The sequence below is a fragment of the Burkholderia sp. Bp9143 genome (assembly GCF_003853645.1).
GTDB lineage: Bacteria > Pseudomonadota > Gammaproteobacteria > Burkholderiales > Burkholderiaceae > Burkholderia.
Window position 1 is genome coordinate 52,813 of sequence record NZ_QTPO01000027.1, and the last position, 22,064, is coordinate 74,876.

Below are 22,064 nucleotides of genomic sequence, written 5' to 3' on the forward strand. Positions count from 1 at the left end.
CGCTTGCGTCACCACGAATAACCCTGCATGCCGTAATCGGTATCGTGTCGGCGTCCCCACCACGGCAAGTAGGCGTTGTTTCCGCCGCGCGCGCGGAACCAGTCCTGGTTCGGATCGATCGGCGTGACCTTCGACGGCGGCCTGACGACGACCGCGACGGGGTGCTCCGCGTCGGTCGTGCCGGCAACCAATGCATTGCCGCCGAAGTGATTGACCCGGCCGATCGCGAGCGCGACGTTGGTCAATGCGCTACCGGTTCCCATATCGCCGAGCAGTCCGGCCGTGTTGAAGGTCTGCTTCGTGTAGTCGTATTCCGGAAGGGTTTCGGTCAACGTCCGTGCGAGTGACGCGATGCGTGACGACGCTGTGTCGCTGGCTTTGCCCGCGTCGTGGAAGATGTAGTGGAGGTCGGGAACCGCGACACCGGCGTTTCGAGCCGCCTGATCGATGGTTGTCTTCCATGCCTGCACGGCGCGTGTCGTGCCGACCTGTGGCGGAAACGCTTGGGTGTCGCCCGTCGCGGCCTTGCCGATCCATGCAAGCGGTTCGCGCTCGGTGTTGAAGGTCGGGCCGGCGAGGAACAGCACGACGAGGTTTTCGTTGATCTGCGCATCCGTGGGCGGGAAGTTCGGGGCGTCCCAGTTCGCCACCCATACGGTCTTGTCGGGGTTTTCCTGCAAGTAGTCCAATGCCTTGTTCAACGATGTGAAGCCGGCGTTTGCGTCGCCTTGCGTGATCTGAACATCAGGAGGCGTGTCGCGGCTCCAAAGCGTCTTGGGTGACGGCGGGCCGATCTCGAAGAAAGTCATCATCCGATCAACCATGCGGGACTTGGCAAAGGCCGGATCAAGTCGGGGAGGAATAGCAATTTCTACGTGTATGCCGGCGAGTTCGCGCCAGTCACTCTGGCGATCGGGACTCACTGTATAGAAATACTTTGCATTGCTAAAATAGCGCGAGCGTAGCAATAAAATGAATTTATCAATGTACTTGGCGTAGAAGCCGTTGAACGTCTCCGTACCGCGGTTGCCGTACACCAACGCGCCGATCGACTTAAGCGTTGCAAACGACTTCGGATCAGTGCGCACCATGTCATCGTTTTTGTTTGGCGCGGTCAGCCCTTGTGCCCACAACAATTGCCATTCGGTCGGGTAGTCCATACGTTGCAACGGATTCAGCCACATCAGGCCGACAACCTGCGCGACGAACGGCTTGGCTGGCTCTTCCGCTGCTGGCGCTGCGATCTCTGCAGGCTCCCGGACAGCTGCAGCTTGTGCCGGACGCATGATGGCCGTGGTGAACAGAAACACCATAAGCGCGGTCAGGCCAGGTACAATAACGAATCGTTTCATCCAATCTCCTATTTCCAATTGTGCCGGGTCGGGTTGCTCTACGTGAGCCATCAGCGTGGCCATGAGCGCGGTGGCGATCAGCCATGCCGAAACGGCAACAGCGGCCCGTCGCGGCCATGTAGCGATCAGCGCCTTCAAATCACACCCCCGACCATCAGATAGAACTCACCTTCACGGACATTCACGATCGCGTCTGGAATCTTTCCTTCGCTATCGTTGAGATGTATCCATTCGTACATCGAAGTACGATCGAGATTTCCGGAATCAAAATACTCGGCATATTTCTTGTTCGAGTTACTCAGGGGAATCCCATCCCCCATCCTCCAATCCGCCTCAATGCGCAAGTCGTAAAGTTGATCGGGCGTCAGGTAGCACAGGCCCACAGAAACGTCATAAGCAAGCGCCTTCTCAGCATGCTCCGGATTGGTCATCGTCGTAGAGTGGTTGGTCGGGCTGTTGGTCGCACCACGATCGAGCCAGTCGACAATCTGCTTGTCGCGCCATTCCTTGTAGCCGTCCGGCATCGCGCTTTTGCCGTCCTCGCCGATCACGTGGCCATCGCCATCGAGCCATTCGGTGTTCAGCGTTCGACGTGCCTCCATCCGCATCAGCGCGCGATCCTCGTAACGCTGTCCGGCCTCGGTTTCTGCCGTACCCTGCGCGACGCTATCCTCGTTCTTCGCGTTGTACTGGTCGTAGGGATCATCGGCGCGCTTGTCCGCATCGGCCTTGTTCGCATCACGCCAAGCGGCCGGCGGATCGTTGCCTTCGTTGAAGTCGCTGACCGCGTCACCGTCCTTCGTTTCAACAGGCTTGCCGAATCGCAGCGCCTTCGGCGGGAACGGATCATCAAGTGCCGGAGCATCCGCCACCACGGTCCAGCCCTTCGGCGGATCGGCGTTCACGCGGAGCATGTTCAGCGCCGAACTGATTCCGGTCACGACGAACATGAGCGGTGCGGTCACAAGCGTAGCTGCCACGCCCAAAACAGACTCGTTCCCTTTGAGTGCGCCGATCAGATTGAACTTGGCCGGCGGCGATGGCGGATACCAGAAACCCGGTTTCGTTCCGTGCTTGCCGTGCCGCCAATCGTCTTCCCAATACCGGTAGGGTTTCTGAATACCAACCGGAAGGCCGGATGCGAACACGCGCTGCGTCAGGATGCCGGCCGCGCCGATATCGGCGAGTTCATGCTTGCTGATTCCGCGCCAGCCGATGCCTTGAACCGTCACGGCCGAGATCACCTGGTCGTGCGGGCAGCAGTACGCCGTGACGCGACCGTATGTCGACTGATTCAGGCCGTGCCGATCGCGATCCTCTTGCGCCGCATAAGAGCGGTTGCTCGTTGGTGAGACACGCTCGTTTTCCATGTCTTCATCGATTTTTTCCGCGGGCAGTTCGTATGCCTTGCGGGCGCCGATGATCGATAGAAACGTGCCGAATGTTTTCGTGCGCGCGGTGTAAGCCTGCCGTCCGCGCTGCCCGCTCGCGTCTTTTGTCGCGCGCTGTGACCACGTATCCATGAACGTGTCGGATTTGTACGGACCGTCCGCGTTCGCGAAGCTGTACGGTGCATTCGCCAGCACGTAGGCGTCCGCAACGCAGTGGCCCGTGCGTCCCCACGGGTCTTCCACATCGGGGAATGCGTCGCCGAAGAACGCTGCCGTGAGGCCCACGATGTTGCCTTGGCTATGGCACACGACGGTAATGGGTACGTCGGCCTGCATGCGGCGAATCGACTCGATCAGCCTGGCCAGTCGCAAGGCAGCGAGCACGCCATACGCGCGCGGCGGCGCGCGATACAGCGGACGGTTGGTCGAGTTGATGCCTTGCACCGTCATCCATCCCATTGTTCGATCGTCCAGACCGCCGTGCCAGAGATCGGGTAGGCTCGAACAGCCGTTCGTAAACGGACCACCGCCCCAATAATCCTTTTCGTTCAGAAAGATCTTGTCGCCGTATTCCTTCAGTTCGGCCCCAGTCGCGCGATAGCCCCATCGAAAATGAATCACGGGCGAAAACGACGGGTCGGGCTTGACGTAGTTGTTCGGGAGCAGCTTCGGATTCAAGAACCCATCTGGCGTCACACTTTCCGTGTACTTCGCGGGCGTCAATTGTCCGGCCTCGATGCCGTGATACATCATTTGATCGTCCAGTCGCCCGAGCCGACGATTCAGACCTTTGCACAGCCCTTCCTCCGTTGCGTCGAACCATTCGCCTTCGGAGTTCACGCCATGCACGAAGATCACGATACCGGGCAAGGGCATCTGCTTGATGCAGATCAGCCGTATGCCTTTCGTGAACCGAGTCACGCCTTCGCCCCGGCCGACGACGATCGGCGGCGGCTCCGGGCGCGGCGCAACCGCGCCGGGTTTATCGGTTTTAGCGGCGGGGTCGCTGGTGGGCGAATTCGCTGTCGGTCGCGGATTGATCAATGAATCGGTCATCCAAACTCCTGAACATCTCAAACACGTTCCTCCGTTATCGGATGCTTACGAAATGAATAGATAAGTGTCCGAAACGATTGAGAATCGCAACGAGGCGGCAAGCATATCGAACTGGAGCAGGTGCTAACCGTTGGTGCCGGAAAAATGTGCTCAGGGGCTATGGCGACGAACTCAAATTGTCAGAATGTGTTTCCAGGCGGAAATCCGTCGCGTCTTTTCATCACTAAAAAAGCGCAGCTGAAGCGGGCTGTTTCCCAACCCATCGCGCTGTCAGGCCCGTCACCCGCCGATGTGGCCGTCTGACGCGCTGCATACGACATTGCGTCTGTATTTGTCCACGAGAAATTCGTTATCGTCCGTACATCCATGGCGACGCCGACGAGTTTGTATCGCACTGTATCTATCGCCGCTCCGGAAACATCGGATTGCGCTGAAGCCATGGTTCGGAAACATGCCGGATACGTGAGCGGGTTCTACTGTCGACATGCAGCAAACGTTCGGTGCCAGACGTTCGCACCGGATACCGAGTGATCGATACCCCCCAACTTCCGCCAAGGAGAAATCTCATGAAAGCCGCTCGAATCCTCGCAGTTGCCGTGCTCGCCTCGATCCCCGCGTTGTCGTTCGCCGATACCGGCCACGGCCTCACGCGTGCCGAAGTACGCGCCGACCTCATCCGGCTCGAGAAGGCCGGCTACAGCCCGGCCAGCAGCGAAGCGCACTATCCGGACGATATCGCCGCCGCACAGAACGCCGTCGCCGCCGCGCAGCGGGTCGCGCGTTCCGACCAGAACGGTCCGTCGAAGTCGCAGGACGACAACGTGGCGGACGCGTCGGCACCGGCCGCCCGCTTCGCCGCATCCGACACGCGGGCCGCACGCAACGCACGCACGGACGCCGACGATCTGTACGCGCACTCGTGATTCGCTGCCGCGCCTGCCGCACGTAGGCGCGGCCGCATCGGAAACACCTCATATGAACAACACGATGGAAAGGAGCATGACGATGGTCGGTTTGACGAAACGGGTTCTGGTGTCCGCGGCGGTGCTCGGCGGGCTGTTCGGTGCGGTCGCGGTGCAGGCAGCGCCGAAGGACGACCTGAAGGGCACGAACGTCGTGCTCGTGCACGGCGCGTTCGCCGACGGGTCGAGCTGGAACCGCGTGATTCCGCTGCTCGAAGCGCGCGGCCTGCATGTGGTATCGGTGCAGAACCCGCTGAGCTCGCTTGCCGACGATACGGCCGCGACGAAGCGCGCGATCGACGAGCAGAAGGGGCCCGTCGTGCTGGTCGGTCATTCGTGGGCCGGCGTCGTGATCAGCGACGCAGGCAACGACGACAAGGTGAAATCGCTCGTCTACGTCGCCGCGTTCGCGCCGGACAACGGCCAGTCGATCGCCGACGTCACGCAGGGGCTGCCGGCGCCGGCGTGGGCCGGCGAGCTGCGCAAGGACGCCGGCGGCTTCGCGACGCTGTCGGACAAGGCGATCGCGCAGGATTTCGCGCCGGACCTGCCGCCCGTGCAGCAGCGCGTCGTCGCGGCGACGCAAGGGCCGTGGTACGGTGGCTGCATTTCGGAGAAGGTGACGCAGGCCGCGTGGCATGCGAAGCCGTCGTCGTTCGTCGTCGCGACGCAGGACCGGATGATCGATCCGAAGCTGCAGGAGGCGATGGCGAAGCGGATCGGTGCGACGGTCACGCGCGTGAACGGCAGCCACGTCGCGATGCTGAGCGAGCCGAAGGCCGTGGCCGATGCGATCATCGCGGCCGCGGAACGTGCGAAGCAGGATGCGCAGTGAGTGAATGCGGCGCCGCGATGCGGGTGACGCGCGGTGCCGTCGGTGATTGTGATGTCCTTTCACGAGGAGCAGTCATGACGCAGCAACTCTGGCAACTGTCGGCGACTGAAATTGCGAAGCGGGTGCGGCAACGCGAAGTGTCCGCAAGGGAAGTGGCGGACGCCACGCTGGCGCGTCTCGACGCGGTGAACCCGGCGATCAATGCGGTGGTCGAGCATCGTCCCGACGACGTGCGGCGACAGGCCGACGCAGTCGATCGCGCGATCGCGCGCGGCGACGATCCGGGGCCGCTCGCCGGCGTGCCCGTGACGGTGAAGATCAACGTCGACGTCGCGGCATTCGCGACGACCAACGGCACGCGGCTGCAGGAAAACCTGATCGCGAGCGCGGATAGCCCGTCCGTCTCGAACCTGAGAAAGGCCGGCGCGGTGCTGCTCGGCCGCACCAATTCGCCGACGTTCGCGCTGCGCTGGTTCACGTCGAATCTCGTGCACGGCCATACGTACAATCCGCGCAACCGGTCGTTGACGCCGGGCGGATCGAGCGGCGGCGCGGCGGCGGCCGTGGCCGCCGGGATCGGCCCGATCGCGGTCGGCACCGACATCGGCGGCTCGGTGCGTTACCCGGCCTATGCGTGCGGCGTGCATGGCATCCGGCCGTCGCTCGGGCGTGTGCCGGCGTTCAACGCGTCGTCGCCCGAGCGTGCGATCGGCGCGCAACTGATGTCGACGACGGGACCGATCGCACGCACGATCGACGATCTCGCGCTGGCGCTACGTGCATTCGCCGCGCCGGACCCGCGCGACCCGTGGTACGTGCCGGTGCTGATCGAAGGCCGCGCGGTGCCGAAACGCGCGGCGTTGTGCGTGCGTCCGGGCGGCTTGCAGGTCGTGCCCGAGGTCGAGGCCGCGTTGCGCGATGCGGCGCGCCGGCTCGTCGATGCGGGCTGGACCGTCGATGAAATCGACGATACGCCGCCGATGCGCGAGGCCGCGCTGTTGCAGGAGCAGCTCTGGCTGGGCGACGGATTCGACGCGTTGGCGAACGCGGTCGCCAGCGACGGCGATCCGGGCGCGGCCGCGGTGATTGCCGCCGTGCGCGGCAAGGTGCGCGATCTGCCGGCCGACGTGATCAGCCGCGCGCTCGTGCGGCGCACGACGCTGACGCGGCAGTGGCGGCTCTTTCTCGATGAATACGCGGTGTTGCTGCTGCCGGTGTCGTCGGAGCTGCCGTTTCCCGACGATCTCGATCGGCAAGGACCGGAAGGGTTCGAGCGCGTATGGGAAGCGCAGCTCACGCTGCGCGCGCTGCCGGCGATGGGGTTGCCGGGGCTCGCGGTGACGACGGGGTTCGTCGATAACGTGCCGGTAGGCGTGCAGGTTGTCGCCGCGCATCATCGTGAGGATCTGTGTTTGCTGGCCGGGCGCGATATCGAGGCGCGTGGCGTGTCGATCGCGGCGGTCGATCCTGTCGTTTGATGCGGTGACGGGCGTGGTGCGTCGGCGATGCACCGCGCCCGTCGGTTGTTGTTTGTCGAATCGTCGATTCATCAAAGCGCGCGTCATCCCGCCCGGCGCATGATTCCGCTTCGGATTCCATTACAACGTGCAGCGCGTCGCGTCCTACACCGTTCTTGACTTCGCACCCGCCAATCCTTTCAACAACCTTCGATGCATGACGTCGAACGGCCGTCGTTCCACATCCCCCGCGCGAACCCGCACCCATAGCGCGCCTCTGCTATTGCAATTCACGCGCCGCTGATTTGGAAATGAATTTTTATTGGTTCTGCTTCCCCGACCGCGCTCGCATAGTGGGGCTGACGGCTATAGACAGCACGCAAGCTGCACCGGCCGCATTCCCGGTGTTGTTGATCATACGAATCTGCGAGAACAAGGAAGCGTGATGACGTTTGCATTGGAAGAACGAACCGCCGCCCACCAGGCGCTCGAAGACGCCCGCGCGGCGGCCGCATTGGCGGGCACGCCGTACGCGGGTGGCGTGGCACCCGAAGCAGCGTGGGCGCTGTTTTCCGCCGGCGACGCGTTGCTGGTCGACGTGCGCACCGCGGAAGAACGGAAATTCGTCGGCCACGTGCCGGAGTCGCTGCACGTGGCGTGGGCGACCGGCACGAGCCTGACGCGCAACCCGCGCTTCGTGCGCGAACTCGAAGCGAAGACCGGCAAGGACGCGGTGGTGTTGCTGCTCTGCCGCAGCGGCAACCGCTCCGCGCAGGCGGCCGAAGCTGCCACCAAGGGTGGCTTCACGCAGGTATTCAACGTGCCCGAAGGGTTCGAGGGCGACCTCGACGAACAGCAGCATCGCGGCGGCCGGAACGGCTGGCGCCATCGCGGCCTGCCGTGGGCGCAGGACTGAGTCACGGCCGTTACGGGGAGAAGTCAGCATGGCCGCATTCGACATCGACGACATCGTTCAGTCGCTCCAGACCGTGCGCCGCGCGTGGCGCGAGAAACAGCGGCGCTCGCTCGAACCGGGCGGGCGCGACCTGCCGGCGCGCGAGGCGCTCGCACAGATCATCGGCGCGCTGAAGGGCGTGCTGTTCCCGATGCGGCTCGGGCCACCCGACCTGCGGCAGGAGAGCGAGAACTTCCATGTGGCTCACGCGCTTGACGCGGCACTGAACGCGCTGCTCACGCAGGTGACGCTCGAGCTGCGCTACGCGGCGCGGCAACGCAACGCCGACGCGCAGATCGACGAAGCGGCCTCCATCGCCGTGCAGGCATTCGCCGCACGACTGCCCGACATCCGACGGCTGCTCGACAGCGACGTGCTGGCCGCATTCCATGGCGATCCGGCGGCGGGCAGCGTCGACGAAGTGCTGCTGTGCTATCCCGGCATCCTCGCGATGATCCACCACCGGCTCGCGCACGAGTTGTACCAACTCGGGCTACCGCTGCTCGCGCGGATCATCGCCGAGCAGGCGCACGCGGAAACCGGCATCGACATTCATCCGGGCGCGCGCATCGGCGGCGGCTTCTTCATCGACCACGGCACGGGTGTCGTGATCGGCGAGACCGCGATCATCGGCGAGCGCGTGCGCGTGTACCAGGCCGTGACGCTCGGCGCGAAGCGCTTCCCGCGCGATGCGGCCGGCCATCTGGAGAAGGGGCTCGCGCGCCATCCGATCGTCGAGGACGACGTCGTGATCTATGCGGGCGCAACGATCCTCGGCCGCGTGACGATCGGCCGCGGCGCGGTGATCGGCGGCAACGTGTGGCTCACGCAGGACGTGCCGGCCGGCGCGAACATCACGCAGGCCGTGCTGCGCAGCGAGGCGAATGCCGCGCCGCGCGCGCGGACCGAGCCGGCCGAGCCGGTATCCGACACGCAGGTGACGACATGAGCGACCTGATCCAGCACTTCGGCGCCAACGTGCGCAAGCTGCGCGAAGCGCGCACGTGGTCGCAGGAGCAGCTTGCCGAACACGCGGGGCTGAACCGTTCGTATGTCGGCGAGATCGAGCGCGGCGAGGCGATTGCATCGATCGTCACCGCCGACAAGATCGCGCGCGCGTTCGACGTGTCGATCTCGACGCTGTTGCCCGGCGTGTACGTCACCTGACGCATCCCGCTTCCTTTCCCGTTCGGTTGTGCCGTGTGACGGCTATAGCATGTTGAGCCGGCAGGTGCGTGCTTCCGATAATCCCCCCCGCGTCATAAGCAATCCCGTTTTTCATCTTAAGAACCCGGAGCCACACATGTCGACCGTTGCAAGCGGCACGGCCGCGCTGAGCGATCACGCCGCCCGCCAACTAGCGAACGCTACCAAGACCGTCCCGCAGCTTTCCACGATTACACCGCGCTGGCTGACCCATCTGCTGCAGTGGGTGCCGGTCGAGGCCGGCATCTATCGCCTGAATCAGGTGAAGAACCCGGAAGCCGTGCGCGCCGCGTGCACGCAGCTCGAGGACGAAAGCGTGCTGCCGCGGACCTTCGTGCCGTACGAGGAACAGCCGCGCGAGTATTTCCTGAACGCGGTGAGCACGGTGCTCGACGTGCATACGCGGATCTCCGATCTCTACAGCAGTCCTCATGACCAGATCAAGGAACAGCTGCGCCTGACGATCGAGACGATCAAGGAGCTGCAGGAAAGCCAGCTGATCAACAACCCCGACTACGGGCTGCTCGCGAACGTGACCGACGAACAGCGGATCTTCCCGCTGACCGGCGCACCGACGCCGGACGACCTCGACGAGTTGCTGACCAAGGTGTGGAAGGAACCGGCGTTCTTCCTCGCGCACCCGCTCGCGATCGCCGCGTTCGGCCGCGAATGCACGCGGCGCGGCGTGCCGCCGCCGACGGTCAGCCTGTTCGGCTCGCAGTTCCTCACGTGGCGCGGCATTCCGCTGATCCCGTCGGACAAGGTGCCCGTCGCGGACGGCAAGACCAAGATCCTGCTGCTGCGCGTCGGCGACAAGCGCCAGGGCGTCGTCGGCCTCTATCAGCCGGGCGTCGCGGGCGAGCAGGGGCCGGGCCTGTCGGTGCGCTTCATGGGGATCAACAACCAGGCGATCGCGTCGTACCTGATCTCGCTGTACTGCTCGCTCGCGGTCCACTCGCCGGATGCGCTGGCTGTCCTCGATGACGTTGAAATCGCCAAGTACCATGACTATCCCGACACCTACCGTTAATCCCGGCTCGGCCGCCAGCGACGCGCTCGCGTTGCCGCACGCGCCGCTGCCGGCCGGCCTGCCCGACCCGGCGGCGCTCGCGCGGCTTGCGTCCGAGTTCTTCGCGACGCCGCCCGGGCAGGCCACCGCGCCCGGGTTGTCGGCGGGCAGCGGGGCGGTCGGCGGCGTGCCGTCGGCGTTGCCGGCTGCCGCACCGATCCTCGCGTCGGTGAGCAATCCGGCACCGGCCGGCTCGCCGCTCGCGGGGCCGGGCGGCATGGGCACCGGCGTGCCGGGCCTTGCGTTGCCGCAAGGCAAGGCGCCCGGCGCGAACCTCGCGCCGTCCGCACCGACGCACGTGCTGTCGCTGGGAAACCGCGTGCCCGCGCTCGCGCCGCATGCGGCCGCGCAGAATGGGCTGCCCGACAACGCGGTGTCGATCGCGCCCGCGTTCGAGCCGCGCGTTGGCGGCGCGGCGCTCGGCGTGCCGCAGGCGAATGCGGCGGTGTCGGAGGGCGCGGTGAAGGCCGCGCCGGCCACGTCGCCGTATTACTTCACCGACGGCGCGCTGCAGGGCTGGCAGGCGACGCCGCAGGACATCGTCGTGCCGTCGAACGGCCTCGCATCGCCGGAAGCGTTCGGCCTGCCGGGCGACGACGCATTGCGCGACCTGCTCGCCGTGCATCGCGACGTGCCGGTGTCGCGCGCATCGGGCGCGGACGTGCCGCGTTACTTCATCGACGATGCGCATGCCGCCGAGCCGCGGGGCCACCTGCATCGCGGCGCGCACCCGCCGTTCGACGTGAACGCGATTCGCCGCGATTTCCCGATCCTGCAGGAGCGCGTGAACGGCAAGCAGCTCGTCTGGTTCGACAATGCGGCGACGACGCACAAGCCGCAGGCCGTGATCGACCGTCTCGCCTATTTCTATGCGCACGAGAACTCGAACATCCACCGCGCCGCGCATGCACTGGCGGGCCGCGCGACGGACGCGTACGAGCATGCGCGGGATACCGTGCGGCGCTTCATCGGCGCGGCTTCGCCGGACGAGATCGTGTTCGTGCGCGGCACCACCGAGGCGATCAACCTGATCGCGAAGACGTGGGGCGTGCAGAACGTCGGCGAAGGCGACGAGATCGTCGTGTCGCATCTGGAGCATCACGCGAACATCGTGCCGTGGCAGCAGCTTGCGGCGCTCAAGGGCGCGAAGCTGCGTGTGATTCCGGTCGACGATTCGGGGCAGGTGCTGCTCGATGAATACCGGAAGCTGCTCAACGACCGCACGAAGATCGTGTCCGTCACGCAGGTGTCGAATGCGCTCGGCACGGTCGTGCCGGTGAAGGAGATCGTCGAGCTGGCACATCGCGCGGGCGCGAAGGCGCTGGTCGACGGCGCGCAGTCGATCTCGCACATGCGTGTCGACGTGCAGGCACTCGATGCCGACTTCTTCGTGTTCTCCGGACACAAGATCTACGGGCCGACCGGCATCGGCGTCGTGTACGGCAAGCGCGCGATCCTCGACGACATGACGCCGTGGCAAGGTGGCGGCAACATGATCGCGGACGTGACGTTCGAGCGCACGGTGTTCCAGCCGCCGCCGAACCGCTTCGAGGCCGGCACCGGCAACATCGCGGATGCGGTGGGGCTCGGTGCGGCGCTCGACTACGTGAGCCGCGTCGGCATCGAGAACATCGCGCGCTACGAGCACGATCTGCTCGCGTATGCGACGAGCGTGCTCGCGCCGGTGCCGGGCGTGCGGCTCGTCGGCACCGCGCGCGACAAGGCGAGCGTGCTGTCGTTCGTGCTGAAGGGCTATGAGACCGAGGAAGTCGGGCAGGCGTTGAACGAGGCGGGCATCGCGGTGCGCTCCGGGCATCACTGCGCGCAGCCGATCCTGCGCCGCTTCGGGCTCGAGGCGACGGTGCGGCCGTCGCTGGCGTTCTACAACACCTGCGATGAAGTCGATGCGCTGGTCAGCGTCGTGAGGCGGCTGGCGGCGCGGCGCTGAGACGCGCGGCACGCGAGAAGGCCGCTTGCGGCTCCCGGCAACGGGACGTCGCAAGCGGCTTTTTTTCCGGCTCTGCGCATATTTCCCGGGAGAGGACCCGGCAGCCCGGCAATCGGCGTTCGTCGGTCGTGAGTCTGCACGGCACGCGAGCGACCATCAATGCGACAGCGCCGCGGCATGATCGTGCTCGCGCAGCGCGCCAGGAATCGCGCACTGCGCAAGTCCGCCCGCATCGATCCACGCGCGGGTGCGTTCCGCGGCCTTGTCGATCAGTTGCGCGCACTGCGAGTAATCGTATGACGACACGTCGAGCGGACAGAGCGGCGGCACGACATGGATTTGCGCGTGTGCCGCGTACAGTTCCAGATCGCGCACCAGTTGCCGCGCGATCACGAGCGTCAGCGCGTGCGTCGCATGCGCGATCGCGCTTCGCGGCGGCACGCGCAACGCACAGGCGAACCCGGCCGGCAGCACGACGATCCGCTTGACGCCGAGCGCGATCGCAACGGAGATCGGCGTATTGTTCGCGACGCCGCCGTCGACGAGTTCCACGCCGCCGATGCTGACCGACGGAAACACGCCGGGAATCGCCGCGCTGGCCTGCACGGCATCCACGACCGAGCCGGCCGACAGCACGACTTCGTGGCCGTTCAGTACGTCGGTCGCGACGATGTGGAGCGGCAACGCGGCCTGCTCGATTCGCCGGTACGGCAGGTTCTTTTCCAGCAGCAGGCGCAGCGCATCGGCCTCGACCAGATGCGGCCGGTTGCGCAGAAGCATCGCGATGACGCTGCGCATCGAGAACGGCATGACGTCCTGGCGGCGGATTCTGCACCACAGCGCGGCGAGCATCGCGACGCCGTCCGCGTCCGGCCGGCCGGCGAAATAGGCGGCATTGATCGCGCCCGCCGACGCGCCGACGACGCAATCGGCCCGTTCGCCGCTCGCGACCAACTCGCGGAGCATGCCGACCTCGATCGCGCCAAGACTGCCGCCGCCGGCGAACACGAAGGCGGTCGAGGGACTGGGATCGGAAGTCACGGTGCGCCCTCCTGCGGTTGGCTGCGACAGTGCTTTCTCCATCATGGATCGTACGGCGTACCGGATGTCCTGATGAAAACCCTGCCGGCACGCGGAGCCGGCCGTTCCGCCGACGACGCGCGCTGCAGGCCGCGTTCCCCGGAATCCCGCGATGAACCTTTTTTTGAGGGGTAGTGCGGAAACGTGACGCCGATCAACGCCCCGCCAGCATGCGTCCGCCGAGCCCCATCAGCAGCAGCCCGGCCGTCGTATCGAGCACGGCCTTGCGCCGAATCAGCAGCCGGCGCACCGACGGGTGCGACGCGAGCAGCGCCATCGCGCAGTACCACGCACCCGAGATCCCGATCGACAACGCGACGACCGTCAGATCGAACCATGCCGGTGCGTGAGCCGGCACCATCAGCGCGAAGATACTGCCGTAGAACGCGACGGCTTTCGGGTTCGTCATGCTGACCACATAGCCCTTCTTCGCGGCGCTCCAGTCGGAGGACGCGGCCGGCGCGGAAACGGGCGGCGGCTTGCGTGCGGTCAGCACCATTTTCAGGCCGAGCCAGATCAGGTACGTGGCGCCCGCGAGCCGCAGCGCGGTGTGCACCCAGGCGGCGTGGGTCACGAGCAGGCTGAGCCCGGCAATCGCGATCGCGGCCCAGGTGCCCGATGCGGCGGCGAGACCGAGTCCGGTCATCACGCCGGCGCGGCGCCGCGCGACCGCGGTCGACGTGACGATCACGAAGTTCGGGCCCGGGCTGGTGACGCTCAGCAGCAGGACGCCGGCGAGCGGCAGCAACGTGTTGACGGTGGTCGACATGGCGGCGGGCGGTGAGGCGGGAGGGGCTTTCATCTTACCCGAGCGCGACGACCCGGTCGCCGCATGGCCGCCACGGCAATTGTTGACGGCGCTGGAAAGGTCCAATCCAGAAGCAGCAATAGGTGCTGCGAATATGACCGATTATTCTCCCGATCGCAGTACCGGCCGGCGAACGCAAATGCTGTCGGACTGCTTACAAAATCAATTGCTCAGGGAGGCCTTTCATGAGACGCATCGTCGCTTCCGGTGGTATCGGCGCGGTTTTCGTCGTTGCAGCATCGTCCGCGTTCGCGCAGAGTTCCGTTACGTTGTATGGCCTCGTCGATACGGCGATCCGTTATCAGACGAACGCCGGCCCTGACGGCAAGGACTTGATCGGTATGACGGTCGGTCCTGAAACGCACAGCCGCTGGGGCTTGCGCGGCAGCGAGGATCTCGGCGGCGGGCTGTCGGCGATCTTCCGTCTCGAGAACGGCTTCGAGCTCGGCGACGGCAAGCTGCATGTCGCGAACACGCTGTTCAGCCGGCAGGCCTACGTCGGCCTGTCGAGCGACCGGTACGGCTCGCTGACGTTCGGCAACCAGTACGCGCCGCTGTACGACACGATGGGCGACGTATTCGATCCGATGACCGTCGGCGACTACTGGCAGGACAGCTGGGCGTACAACGGTATCGGCAACTACCTGACGGTGCCGAACTCGGTGAAATACCAGTTCTCGTACAACGGGTTCGGCGTCGATGCGATCTATGGGTTCGGCAATCATGCCGGCGCGATGGGTCTCGACAGCACGTACGGCGTGGAGCTGACCTACGCGCATGGGCCCGCGTCGATCAACGCAGGTTTCCAGCAGACGTCGGTGTCGTCCGTGAACGGCAGTTCGGTGAACGGCGCGAAGGTGAACTTCGTGCACGTGAGCGGTGCGTACCAGGTCACACCGTCCGTGCGTCTGCTTGCCGGCTGGCTGCACGGCCAGGACAAGACGGGCACGACGGACTTCAACATGCAGCAGGCCGGGGCGCCCGCATTGGGTGGCGGCAGCCCGAACCGGATCGACGATACGTTCTACGTCGGCGCGAACTGGCAGGCCACCGCGCCGCTGCTGATCACGGTGGCCGGCTATTACGGCCATGCGCGCAACGCGCAGCGGCTCGACGGCACGCTCGGCTCCGGGATCAACTACTCGGCGACCGTACTGGCCGAATATGCGCTGTCGAAACATACCGAGGTGTACGGTACGGTCGATTTCGCACGCGGCAACGGTGCGTTCGCGGCCGACTATCCAGGCGCCACCAACCGGCTCACGGGCAAGGTCGACCAGATCGGCCGGACCAACAATGTCGGGGCCGCGATCGGCCTGCGCCAGATGTTCTGATGGCGTTTGACGGCGGCTCGCACGGCGTTCGCGAAAAAAAAACGTGGCGACCGCTGCCGCCACGCGTCGTGGGTCAAGCATGTGGCCGCCCGGCTCGGGCGGCCACATTGACCGCCGTCAGAAATTGAACCCCGGCCCGCCCGCGCCCGGGCCGCCCGGCACCGCGGCCGGTGCTGCATCCTTCGGCGCTTCGAACACCGTCGCATCGGTCGTCAGCAGCAGCCCCGCGACCGACGCCGCGTTCTGCAGCGCGGTGCGCGTGACCTTGGTCGGATCGAGCACGCCCGATTCGACGAGGTCGCCGTATTCGCCGGTCTGCGCGTTGTAGCCGAAGTTGCCCGACCCGTCCGCGACCTTCGCGACGACCACGCTCGCTTCCTCGCCCGCATTCGTGACGATCTGGCGCAGCGGTTCCTCGAGCGCGCGCAGCACGATCTTGACGCCGGCGTCCTGGTCGGCGTTCGCGCCCTTGAGTGCGCGGATCGCCTGCCGCACGCGGATCAGCGCGACGCCGCCGCCCGGCACGATGCCTTCCTCGACGGCCGCGCGCGTCGCGTGCAGCGCGTCGTCGACGCGGTCCTTCTTCTCCTTCACTTCGATCTCGGTCGCGCCGCCGACCTTGATCACCGCGACGCCGCCCGCGAGCTTGGCCACGCGTTCCTGCAGCTTTTCACGGTCGTAGTCGGAGCTTGCTTCTTCGATCTGCACGCGAATCTGCTTCACGCGCGCCTCGATGTTCTTCGCGTCGCCCGCGCCGTCGATCACGGTCGTGTTTTCCTTGCCGACCTCGATGCGTTTCGCCTGGCCGAGCTCGGCGAGCGTCGCCTTGTCGAGCGTGAGGCCCGTTTCCTCGGCGACGACTTGCCCGCCGGTCAGGATCGCGATGTCCTCGAGCAGCGCCTTGCGGCGATCGCCGAAGCCCGGTGCCTTGACCGCGACCGTCTTCAGGATGCCGCGGATGTTGTTCACGACCAGCGTCGCGAGCGCTTCGCCCTCGACGTCTTCGGCGATGATCAGGAGCGGCCGGCCCGACTTCGCGACCTGTTCGAGCACCGGCAGCAGGTCGCGAATGTTCGAGATCTTCTTGTCGTGCAGCAGGATGTACGGGTTCTCGATCTCGGCGATCTGCTTGTCGGGATTGTTGATGAAATACGGCGACAGGTAGCCGCGATCGAACTGCAGCCCTTCGACGACGTCGAGCTCGTCGGCGAGCGACTTCCCGTCCTCGACGGTGATCACGCCTTCCTTGCCGACGCGGTCGATTGCTTCGGCGATGCGCTGGCCGATCGATTCCTCGCCGTTCGCGGAGATCGTCGCGACCTGCGCGATTTCCTTGCTGGTGGTGGTCGGCTTGCTGATCTTCTTCAGCTCGTCGACGGCCGATGCCACGGCCTTGTCGATGCCGCGCTTCAGGTCGAGCGGATTGAGCCCGGCCGCGACGTATTTCTGGCCTTCACGCACGATCGCCTGCGCGAGCACGGTGGCCGTCGTCGTGCCGTCGCCGGCTGCGTCGCTGGTACGCGACGCGACTTCCTTCACGAGCTGCGCGCCGATGTTCTGCAGCTTGTCCGCGAGTTCGATGTCCTTCGCGACCGACACGCCGTCCTTCGTGACGACGGGCGCGCCGAAGCTGCGTTCGAGCACGACGTTGCGGCCCTTCGGCCCGAGCGTGACCTTCACCGCGTTCGCGAGAATGTTGACGCCTTCGGTCAGCTTCGCACGCGCGACGTCGCTGAAAATGATTTCCTTCGCTGCCATGATTGCACTCCGTTATTGATTGACGACCGCGACGATGTCTTCCTCGCGCAGCACGAGGAATTCGTTGCCGTCCACCTTGACGGCCTGGCCCGCGTACTTGCCGAACAGCACGCGTTCGCCGACCTGCAGGTCGGGCACGATGCGCTGGCCGTCCGCGTCCTTGCGGCCGGGTCCGACGGCGATCACTTCGCCCTGGTCGGGCTTTTCCGCGGCGCTGTCGGGGATCACGATGCCCGAGGCGGTGGTGGTTTCCTGGTCGAGTCGCTTCACGATGACCCGGTCGTGCAAGGGGCGTAGGCTCATCTGTCCGTCCTGTTCTGTTGCGTCGAAATGGGTTGGCACTCTTTATCGGAGCGTGCTGACGAGTATAGAAACGCGCGGCGGCGCGATCCAATAACGGATTCGGAAAAGCATTTGCGCGGAGGCGCTATGGATGAGCGGCGCGCGGCGCCGCGAAGCGCAAGCGTATGATTTCGACATCGCACACTCGTCCGGGGAGCACATGAGCGTCGCAACGACACCGGAAGCCGGACATCAGCCGGGCTGGCTGCGCATCGCCTCCGCATTGTTCCTGTTGCTGTGGGCGAGCGGCTTCGTGTTCCTTAAGCTCGGGCTGCGCGACGCCGATCCGCTGACGTTCCTCGCGCTGCGTTATGCGTGCGTGGTCGCGCTTCTTGCGGGGCCGTTCCTGTGGCTGCATCCCGCGTTGCCGCGCACACGCAACGAATGGCGCAATCTCGTCGTCGTCGGTTTGCTGCTGCAGGCGGGCTATTTCTCATTCACATATCTGAGCCTGAAACTCGGGATGTCGGCCGGCGCCGTCGCGCTCGTCACGTCGCAGCAGCCGATTCTCGTCGGGCTGCTCGCGCCGATGATCGCCGGCGAGCGGGTCGGCGCGCTTCGCTGGATCGGCCTCGCGCTCGGCGCGGCCGGCGCGGTGATGGTGATCCTCGCGCGTTCGTCGGTTGCGGTGTCGTCGTCGTGGGCGCTGGCGTTCGCATTGCTCGCGCTCGCGTGCATCACCGGCGGCACGCTGTGGGAAAAGCGCTTCGGCACCAACGTCCATCCGGTGACCGCGAACCTCGTGCAATACACGGTCGGCTTCGCGGTGACCGCGCCGCTCGCGTTCGCGCTCGAACCGATGAACTTGCACTGGACCGCCGGCCTCGCCGGTTCGCTCGCGTACCTCGTGGTCTGCAATTCGCTGATCGCGATCTCGCTGCTGCTCGCGATGGTGCGATACGGCGAAGCATCGCGCGTGTCGGCGCTGTTTTTCCTGATTCCGCCGGCCGCCGCGTTGATCGCGCTTGTCGTGCTTGGTGAGACGATCGGTGTGCTCGCATGGCCGGGCATGGCGCTTGCGGCCGCCGGCCTGTATCTGGTGATGCGGTACTGAGCAAGCCGCACGTGCTGCCTCGAGTCCGTAACACAATTAAAAGGTTTTGATGGGGCGAGTGCGCTCTTGTGTACCCGCCCGAATGCACTGGACTATCCGTGCCCACCCCGCGGGCCGCAGTGCTTCTCCAAGGAAACCATGCAAGCTTTCAGCCCCGCCGAGCGCGGGGCTTTTCTCTGTTCCATGAAAACCGGGAGCTTGTGGCGTCGTGTTTCGAAAAGTAGATTCGCCCGACGGTAACGCTGGGGTGTCGAATGGCTTCAATTGCGATCGAGTTGGGTTCGGGAAAGCGCGCGACGCTGACACGCGCGGGAAGTGCAACGTTGTCAGTCGATCAACGCGCTGCGGTCACTGAGTTGATGCTCCACTGGCCGAAGTACGCGGGTCTGACAACGAACGCGATGACGTATCTACGAGAATTGGGTATTGACGCATTCCGTGGTGCCCCGCTCGATGTGCTCAGGTCTGCCATCGAGGGTGGGCGGGTCGTGGTCGAGATCGAACGCCTGGCGGTTGGTGGAGGCGCTTCTGGTGGTCATCCGTCCACGCCACCTTTCCCGCGAGCGAATCGTTCCACGAGTGTCGCGCCTATAGCATCGCTTCCGGTAGACAAGCCAATCCCGAGTTGGGCATGTCCAAGTGATGTATCGGCCGATGAGTTGATAAGCTATTTGGAAAGCGTCATAGAGGCCGCAGGCAGTCGTGTTGCCGACATCACGCGCGGACTCGTTGACAGTACGCCGCTCGGCGGTGCCGGCCCGTTCTTGCTCGATGATTTGCCGTTGGGCGCTGCTTTGAGCATGGCGGCTGTCGACCCGTTTCGCGAGGAACAGTGTTTCGCACGATACGAAATCGACATGGAAATGTGTGCGGCTGTTGGCGCGATGTATAAAGACCCCCTGACCTACGCGCTATGCAAGCAACGTGCTTTTGATAAGTACCAAACCTGTAGAGGAATGTGACATGAGCAAACCGAGACGCGCAACCATCGTGTTTTACGACGAAGATACCGAACAGGTTACGTTGTGCAATGTGTTTCGCAAGGACGTGCAGGCTGTCCTTGACCGCGAAATGAAGGCAGGTGTCGCCATCACGATCCCGCCGCATGCCGAACCGAACGACGGGTGCCCGATTACCGATGAGGACGCGCGAAGATTAGGCGGTATGGCACTGTTGATGCAGGCGGGCATCCACCCGGAATTGCGCGCACGGCTCAAGTTCGCGGAGGCAGGTTCCGTCGACTGGTCCCCTCTTCGCCGTCCTGATTCAGACTGAAGTTTCCGTGCACGGGCCGCAGGACTACCACGACGATCGCGTTAAAGGCGCCGATCGAGCAGGTGACCTCGGCGCACGCAGCTGACGCAAAGGAACCATCGCGGCGCTGGCCATGGAATACTGGCTCGCGCCGCATATTCCCGCTCCCCGTTAGCATGTGACGAATCCGACTTTGGGCGCCGCGCGGGCGACGCTAAGATCGCCGATCCCGTAGATCGAGCGTTCACAACAATGAAGAAGTCCGCCGCGCCGTTGCATGCTTTTCGTTTCCGTGTCGTCTGCGCCGCGATCGCCGGCGCGCTGTCGCTCGCGTCGTGCGGCGGCGTCGACAGCAATCCGCCGCCACAGGCCAATGCGACGCCCGCGGCCAAGCGCCCGAACATCCTGTACATCATGGCCGACGATCTCGGCTATTCCGACATCCATGCATTCGGTGGCGAGATCAACACGCCGAACCTCGACGCGCTCGTCGCATCGGGCCGCATCCTGTCGAACCACCACACCGGCACCGTGTGCGCGATCACGCGCGCGATGCTGATTTCCGGCACCGATCACCACCTCGTCGGCGAAGGCACGATGGGCGTGCCGACCGACGAGCGACGCGGCCTGCCCGGTTACGAGGGATACCTGAACGATCGCGCGCTGTCGTTCGCGCAACTGCTGAAGGACGCCGGCTATCACACGTACATCGCGGGCAAGTGGCACATCGGCTCGGGGATCGTCGGCAGCGCGACGGGCAGCGGGCAGACGCCGGACCAGTGGGGCTTCGAGCGCAGCTACGTGCTGCTCGGCGGCGCGGCGACGAACCACTTCGCGCACGAACCGGCCGGCTCGTCGAACTACACCGAAGACGGCAGCTACGTGCAGCCTGGCCAGCCCGGACAGCCGGGCGGCGCGGGCGGCAGCCCGGCCGTGTTCTACTCGACGAATTTCTATACGCAGAAGCTGATCTCGTACATCGATTCGAACAAGCAGGACGGCAAGCCGTTCTTCGCGTACGCGGCGTATACGTCGCCGCACTGGCCGCTGCAGGTGCCGGACCCGTGGCTGCACAAGTATGCGGGCGTATACGACGCCGGCTACGACGCGATCCGCAACGCGCGGATCGCGCGGCAGAAGGCGCTCGGCCTGATCCCCGCGGACTTCAAGCCGTTCGACGGCCTGCCCGAAACGACGGCGGCATCGCCCGCGACGGCGAACAACGGCACCGCGAACGCGAAGTACCTCAGCGCCGTGCATTTGGCCGCCGACGGCTACAGCGACTACGGCACCGGCAAGGTCGACAAGCTGTGGGCGAGCCTGAGCCCGGCCGAGCGCCGCGCACAGGCGCGCTACATGGAGATCTATGCGGGGATGGTCGAGAACCTCGACTACAACATCGGCCTGCTGATCCAGCACCTGAAGGACATCGGCGAATACGACAACACCTTCATCATGTTCCAGTCGGACAACGGCGCGGAAGGCTGGCCGATCGACTCCGGCGCGGACCCGACGGCGACCGACACCGCGAACGGGCAGGAGCCGATCTACTCGGCGCTCGGCACCGACAACGGCAAGCAGAACGCGCAGCGGCTGCAGTACGGGCTGCGCTGGGCCGAAGTGAGCGCGACGCCGTTCCGGCTCACGAAGGGCTATTCGGCAGAAGGCGGCGTGTCGACGCCGACGATCGTGCGTCTGCCCGGCCAGACGCAGCAGTTGCCGACGTTGCGCGCGTTCACGCACGTGACCGACAACACCGCGACCTTCCTCGCGGTCGCGGGCGTCACGCCGCCGTCGCAGCCGGCACCGCCGCTCGTGAACACGCTGACGGGTGTCGACCAGAACAAGGGCAAGGTCGTCTACAACAACCGCTACGTGTATCCGGTGACGGGCCAGTCGCTGCTGCCGGTGCTCACCGGCTCGGCGACGGGCGAAGTGCATACGGCGCCGTTCGGCGACGAAGCGTATGGCCGCGCGTACCTGCGCAGTGGCGACGGGCGCTGGAAGGCGTTGTGGACCGAACCGCCGCTCGGGCCGCTCGATGGCCACTGGCAGCTGTACGACCTCGCGGCGGATCGCGGCGAGACGACCGACGTTTCCGCGCAGAACCCGTCGGTGATCAGCACGCTGGTCGACCAGTGGAAGACCTACATGAGCAACGTCGGCGGCGTCGAGCCGCTGCGTCCGCGCGGCTACTACTGAG

The 22,064-nt window shown here is 65.3% G+C and carries 19 protein-coding genes; 13 read left to right on the forward strand and 6 right to left on the reverse strand.

Annotation, left to right across the window (positions count from 1 at the left end; all coding sequences use genetic code 11):
- Positions 1–8: 8 nt before the first annotated feature.
- Together DIE23_RS20955 and DIE23_RS20960 are read right to left on the reverse strand one after the other, a co-directional pair.
- On the reverse strand, positions 9–1,352 hold the full coding sequence (locus tag DIE23_RS20955; RefSeq protein ID WP_124613925.1) for a virulence factor: 1,344 nt from the start codon (positions 1,350–1,352) through the stop codon (positions 9–11).
- Between the two features lie 134 nt (positions 1,353–1,486).
- Complete coding sequence (locus DIE23_RS20960) at positions 1,487–3,799, reverse strand: hypothetical protein (RefSeq protein ID WP_124613884.1); 2,313 nt, start codon at positions 3,797–3,799, stop codon at positions 1,487–1,489.
- A 566-nt stretch (positions 3,800–4,365) separates the two neighbouring features.
- Here DIE23_RS20960 and DIE23_RS20965 point away from each other — a divergent pair.
- The 8 genes from DIE23_RS20965 (at position 4,366) to DIE23_RS21000 (ending at position 12,231) form a co-directional block, all read left to right on the forward strand.
- Entirely contained in the window at positions 4,366–4,722 is a 357-nt protein-coding gene (locus DIE23_RS20965) for a DUF4148 domain-containing protein (protein ID WP_124613885.1), read from the forward strand.
- Between the two features lie 82 nt (positions 4,723–4,804).
- Entirely contained in the window at positions 4,805–5,596 is a 792-nt protein-coding gene (locus DIE23_RS20970) for an alpha/beta fold hydrolase (RefSeq protein WP_124613926.1), read from the forward strand.
- A 74-nt stretch (positions 5,597–5,670) separates the two neighbouring features.
- Positions 5,671–7,074 (forward strand): amidase family protein, encoded by a 1,404-nt coding sequence (locus DIE23_RS20975; protein WP_124613886.1) that lies wholly within the window; start codon positions 5,671–5,673, stop codon positions 7,072–7,074.
- A 424-nt stretch (positions 7,075–7,498) separates the two neighbouring features.
- The gene (locus DIE23_RS20980) at positions 7,499–7,969 is read left to right on the forward strand and encodes a rhodanese-like domain-containing protein (RefSeq protein ID WP_124613887.1); all 471 of its coding nucleotides are present in this window, start codon (positions 7,499–7,501) and stop codon (positions 7,967–7,969) included.
- Between the two features lie 28 nt (positions 7,970–7,997).
- Positions 7,998–8,957 (forward strand): serine O-acetyltransferase EpsC, encoded by a 960-nt coding sequence (epsC, locus tag DIE23_RS20985; protein ID WP_124613888.1) that lies wholly within the window; start codon positions 7,998–8,000, stop codon positions 8,955–8,957.
- On the forward strand, positions 8,954–9,175 hold the full coding sequence (locus DIE23_RS20990) for a helix-turn-helix domain-containing protein (protein ID WP_006749621.1): 222 nt from the start codon (positions 8,954–8,956) through the stop codon (positions 9,173–9,175). Before epsC ends, DIE23_RS20990 begins: the two co-directional genes overlap by 4 nt.
- Before the next feature lie 136 nt (positions 9,176–9,311).
- Complete coding sequence (locus DIE23_RS20995) at positions 9,312–10,244, forward strand: family 2A encapsulin nanocompartment shell protein (RefSeq protein ID WP_124613889.1); 933 nt, start codon at positions 9,312–9,314, stop codon at positions 10,242–10,244.
- On the forward strand, positions 10,219–12,231 hold the full coding sequence (locus tag DIE23_RS21000) for a family 2A encapsulin nanocompartment cargo protein cysteine desulfurase (RefSeq protein WP_124613890.1): 2,013 nt from the start codon (positions 10,219–10,221) through the stop codon (positions 12,229–12,231). Before DIE23_RS20995 ends, DIE23_RS21000 begins: the two co-directional genes overlap by 26 nt.
- A gap of 156 nt (positions 12,232–12,387) precedes the next feature.
- Here the strand turns inward: DIE23_RS21000 and DIE23_RS21005 are convergent, their stop codons facing one another.
- Positions 12,388–13,272 carry a patatin-like phospholipase family protein gene (locus tag DIE23_RS21005; protein WP_124613891.1) on the reverse strand — a complete coding sequence of 295 codons (885 nt, stop codon included), beginning with the start codon at positions 13,270–13,272 and terminating at the stop codon, positions 12,388–12,390.
- Positions 13,273–13,465: 193 nt separating this feature from the next.
- A complete protein-coding gene (locus DIE23_RS21010) occupies positions 13,466–14,080 on the reverse strand; it encodes a LysE family translocator (RefSeq protein ID WP_124613892.1) in 615 nt (204 codons plus the stop codon).
- 224 nt (positions 14,081–14,304) lie between these two features.
- Here DIE23_RS21010 and DIE23_RS21015 point away from each other — a divergent pair, with 224 nt between their 5' ends.
- On the forward strand, positions 14,305–15,453 hold the full coding sequence (locus tag DIE23_RS21015; protein ID WP_124613893.1) for a porin: 1,149 nt from the start codon (positions 14,305–14,307) through the stop codon (positions 15,451–15,453).
- A gap of 117 nt (positions 15,454–15,570) precedes the next feature.
- On the opposite strand, the gene groL is transcribed toward DIE23_RS21015, so the two are convergent.
- Both groL and DIE23_RS21025 read right to left on the reverse strand, forming a co-directional pair.
- On the reverse strand, positions 15,571–17,211 hold the full coding sequence (gene groL, locus DIE23_RS21020; protein ID WP_124613894.1) for a chaperonin GroEL: 1,641 nt from the start codon (positions 17,209–17,211) through the stop codon (positions 15,571–15,573).
- Between the two features lie 12 nt (positions 17,212–17,223).
- Entirely contained in the window at positions 17,224–17,514 is a 291-nt protein-coding gene (locus DIE23_RS21025) for a co-chaperone GroES (protein WP_011356207.1), read from the reverse strand.
- Positions 17,515–17,713: 199 nt separating this feature from the next.
- Here DIE23_RS21025 and DIE23_RS21030 point away from each other — a divergent pair, with 199 nt between their 5' ends.
- The 4 genes from DIE23_RS21030 (at position 17,714) to DIE23_RS21045 (ending at position 22,063) form a co-directional block, all read left to right on the forward strand.
- The gene (locus tag DIE23_RS21030) at positions 17,714–18,607 is read left to right on the forward strand and encodes a DMT family transporter (protein WP_124613895.1); all 894 of its coding nucleotides are present in this window, start codon (positions 17,714–17,716) and stop codon (positions 18,605–18,607) included.
- 254 nt (positions 18,608–18,861) lie between these two features.
- The gene (locus DIE23_RS21035) at positions 18,862–19,569 is read left to right on the forward strand and encodes a hypothetical protein (protein WP_124613896.1); all 708 of its coding nucleotides are present in this window, start codon (positions 18,862–18,864) and stop codon (positions 19,567–19,569) included.
- Position 19,570: 1 nt separating this feature from the next.
- Positions 19,571–19,882 carry a hypothetical protein gene (locus DIE23_RS21040; protein WP_124613897.1) on the forward strand — a complete coding sequence of 104 codons (312 nt, stop codon included), beginning with the start codon at positions 19,571–19,573 and terminating at the stop codon, positions 19,880–19,882.
- A 231-nt stretch (positions 19,883–20,113) separates the two neighbouring features.
- Positions 20,114–22,063 (forward strand): arylsulfatase, encoded by a 1,950-nt coding sequence (locus tag DIE23_RS21045; protein ID WP_124613898.1) that lies wholly within the window; start codon positions 20,114–20,116, stop codon positions 22,061–22,063.
- Position 22,064: the final 1 nt, after the last annotated feature.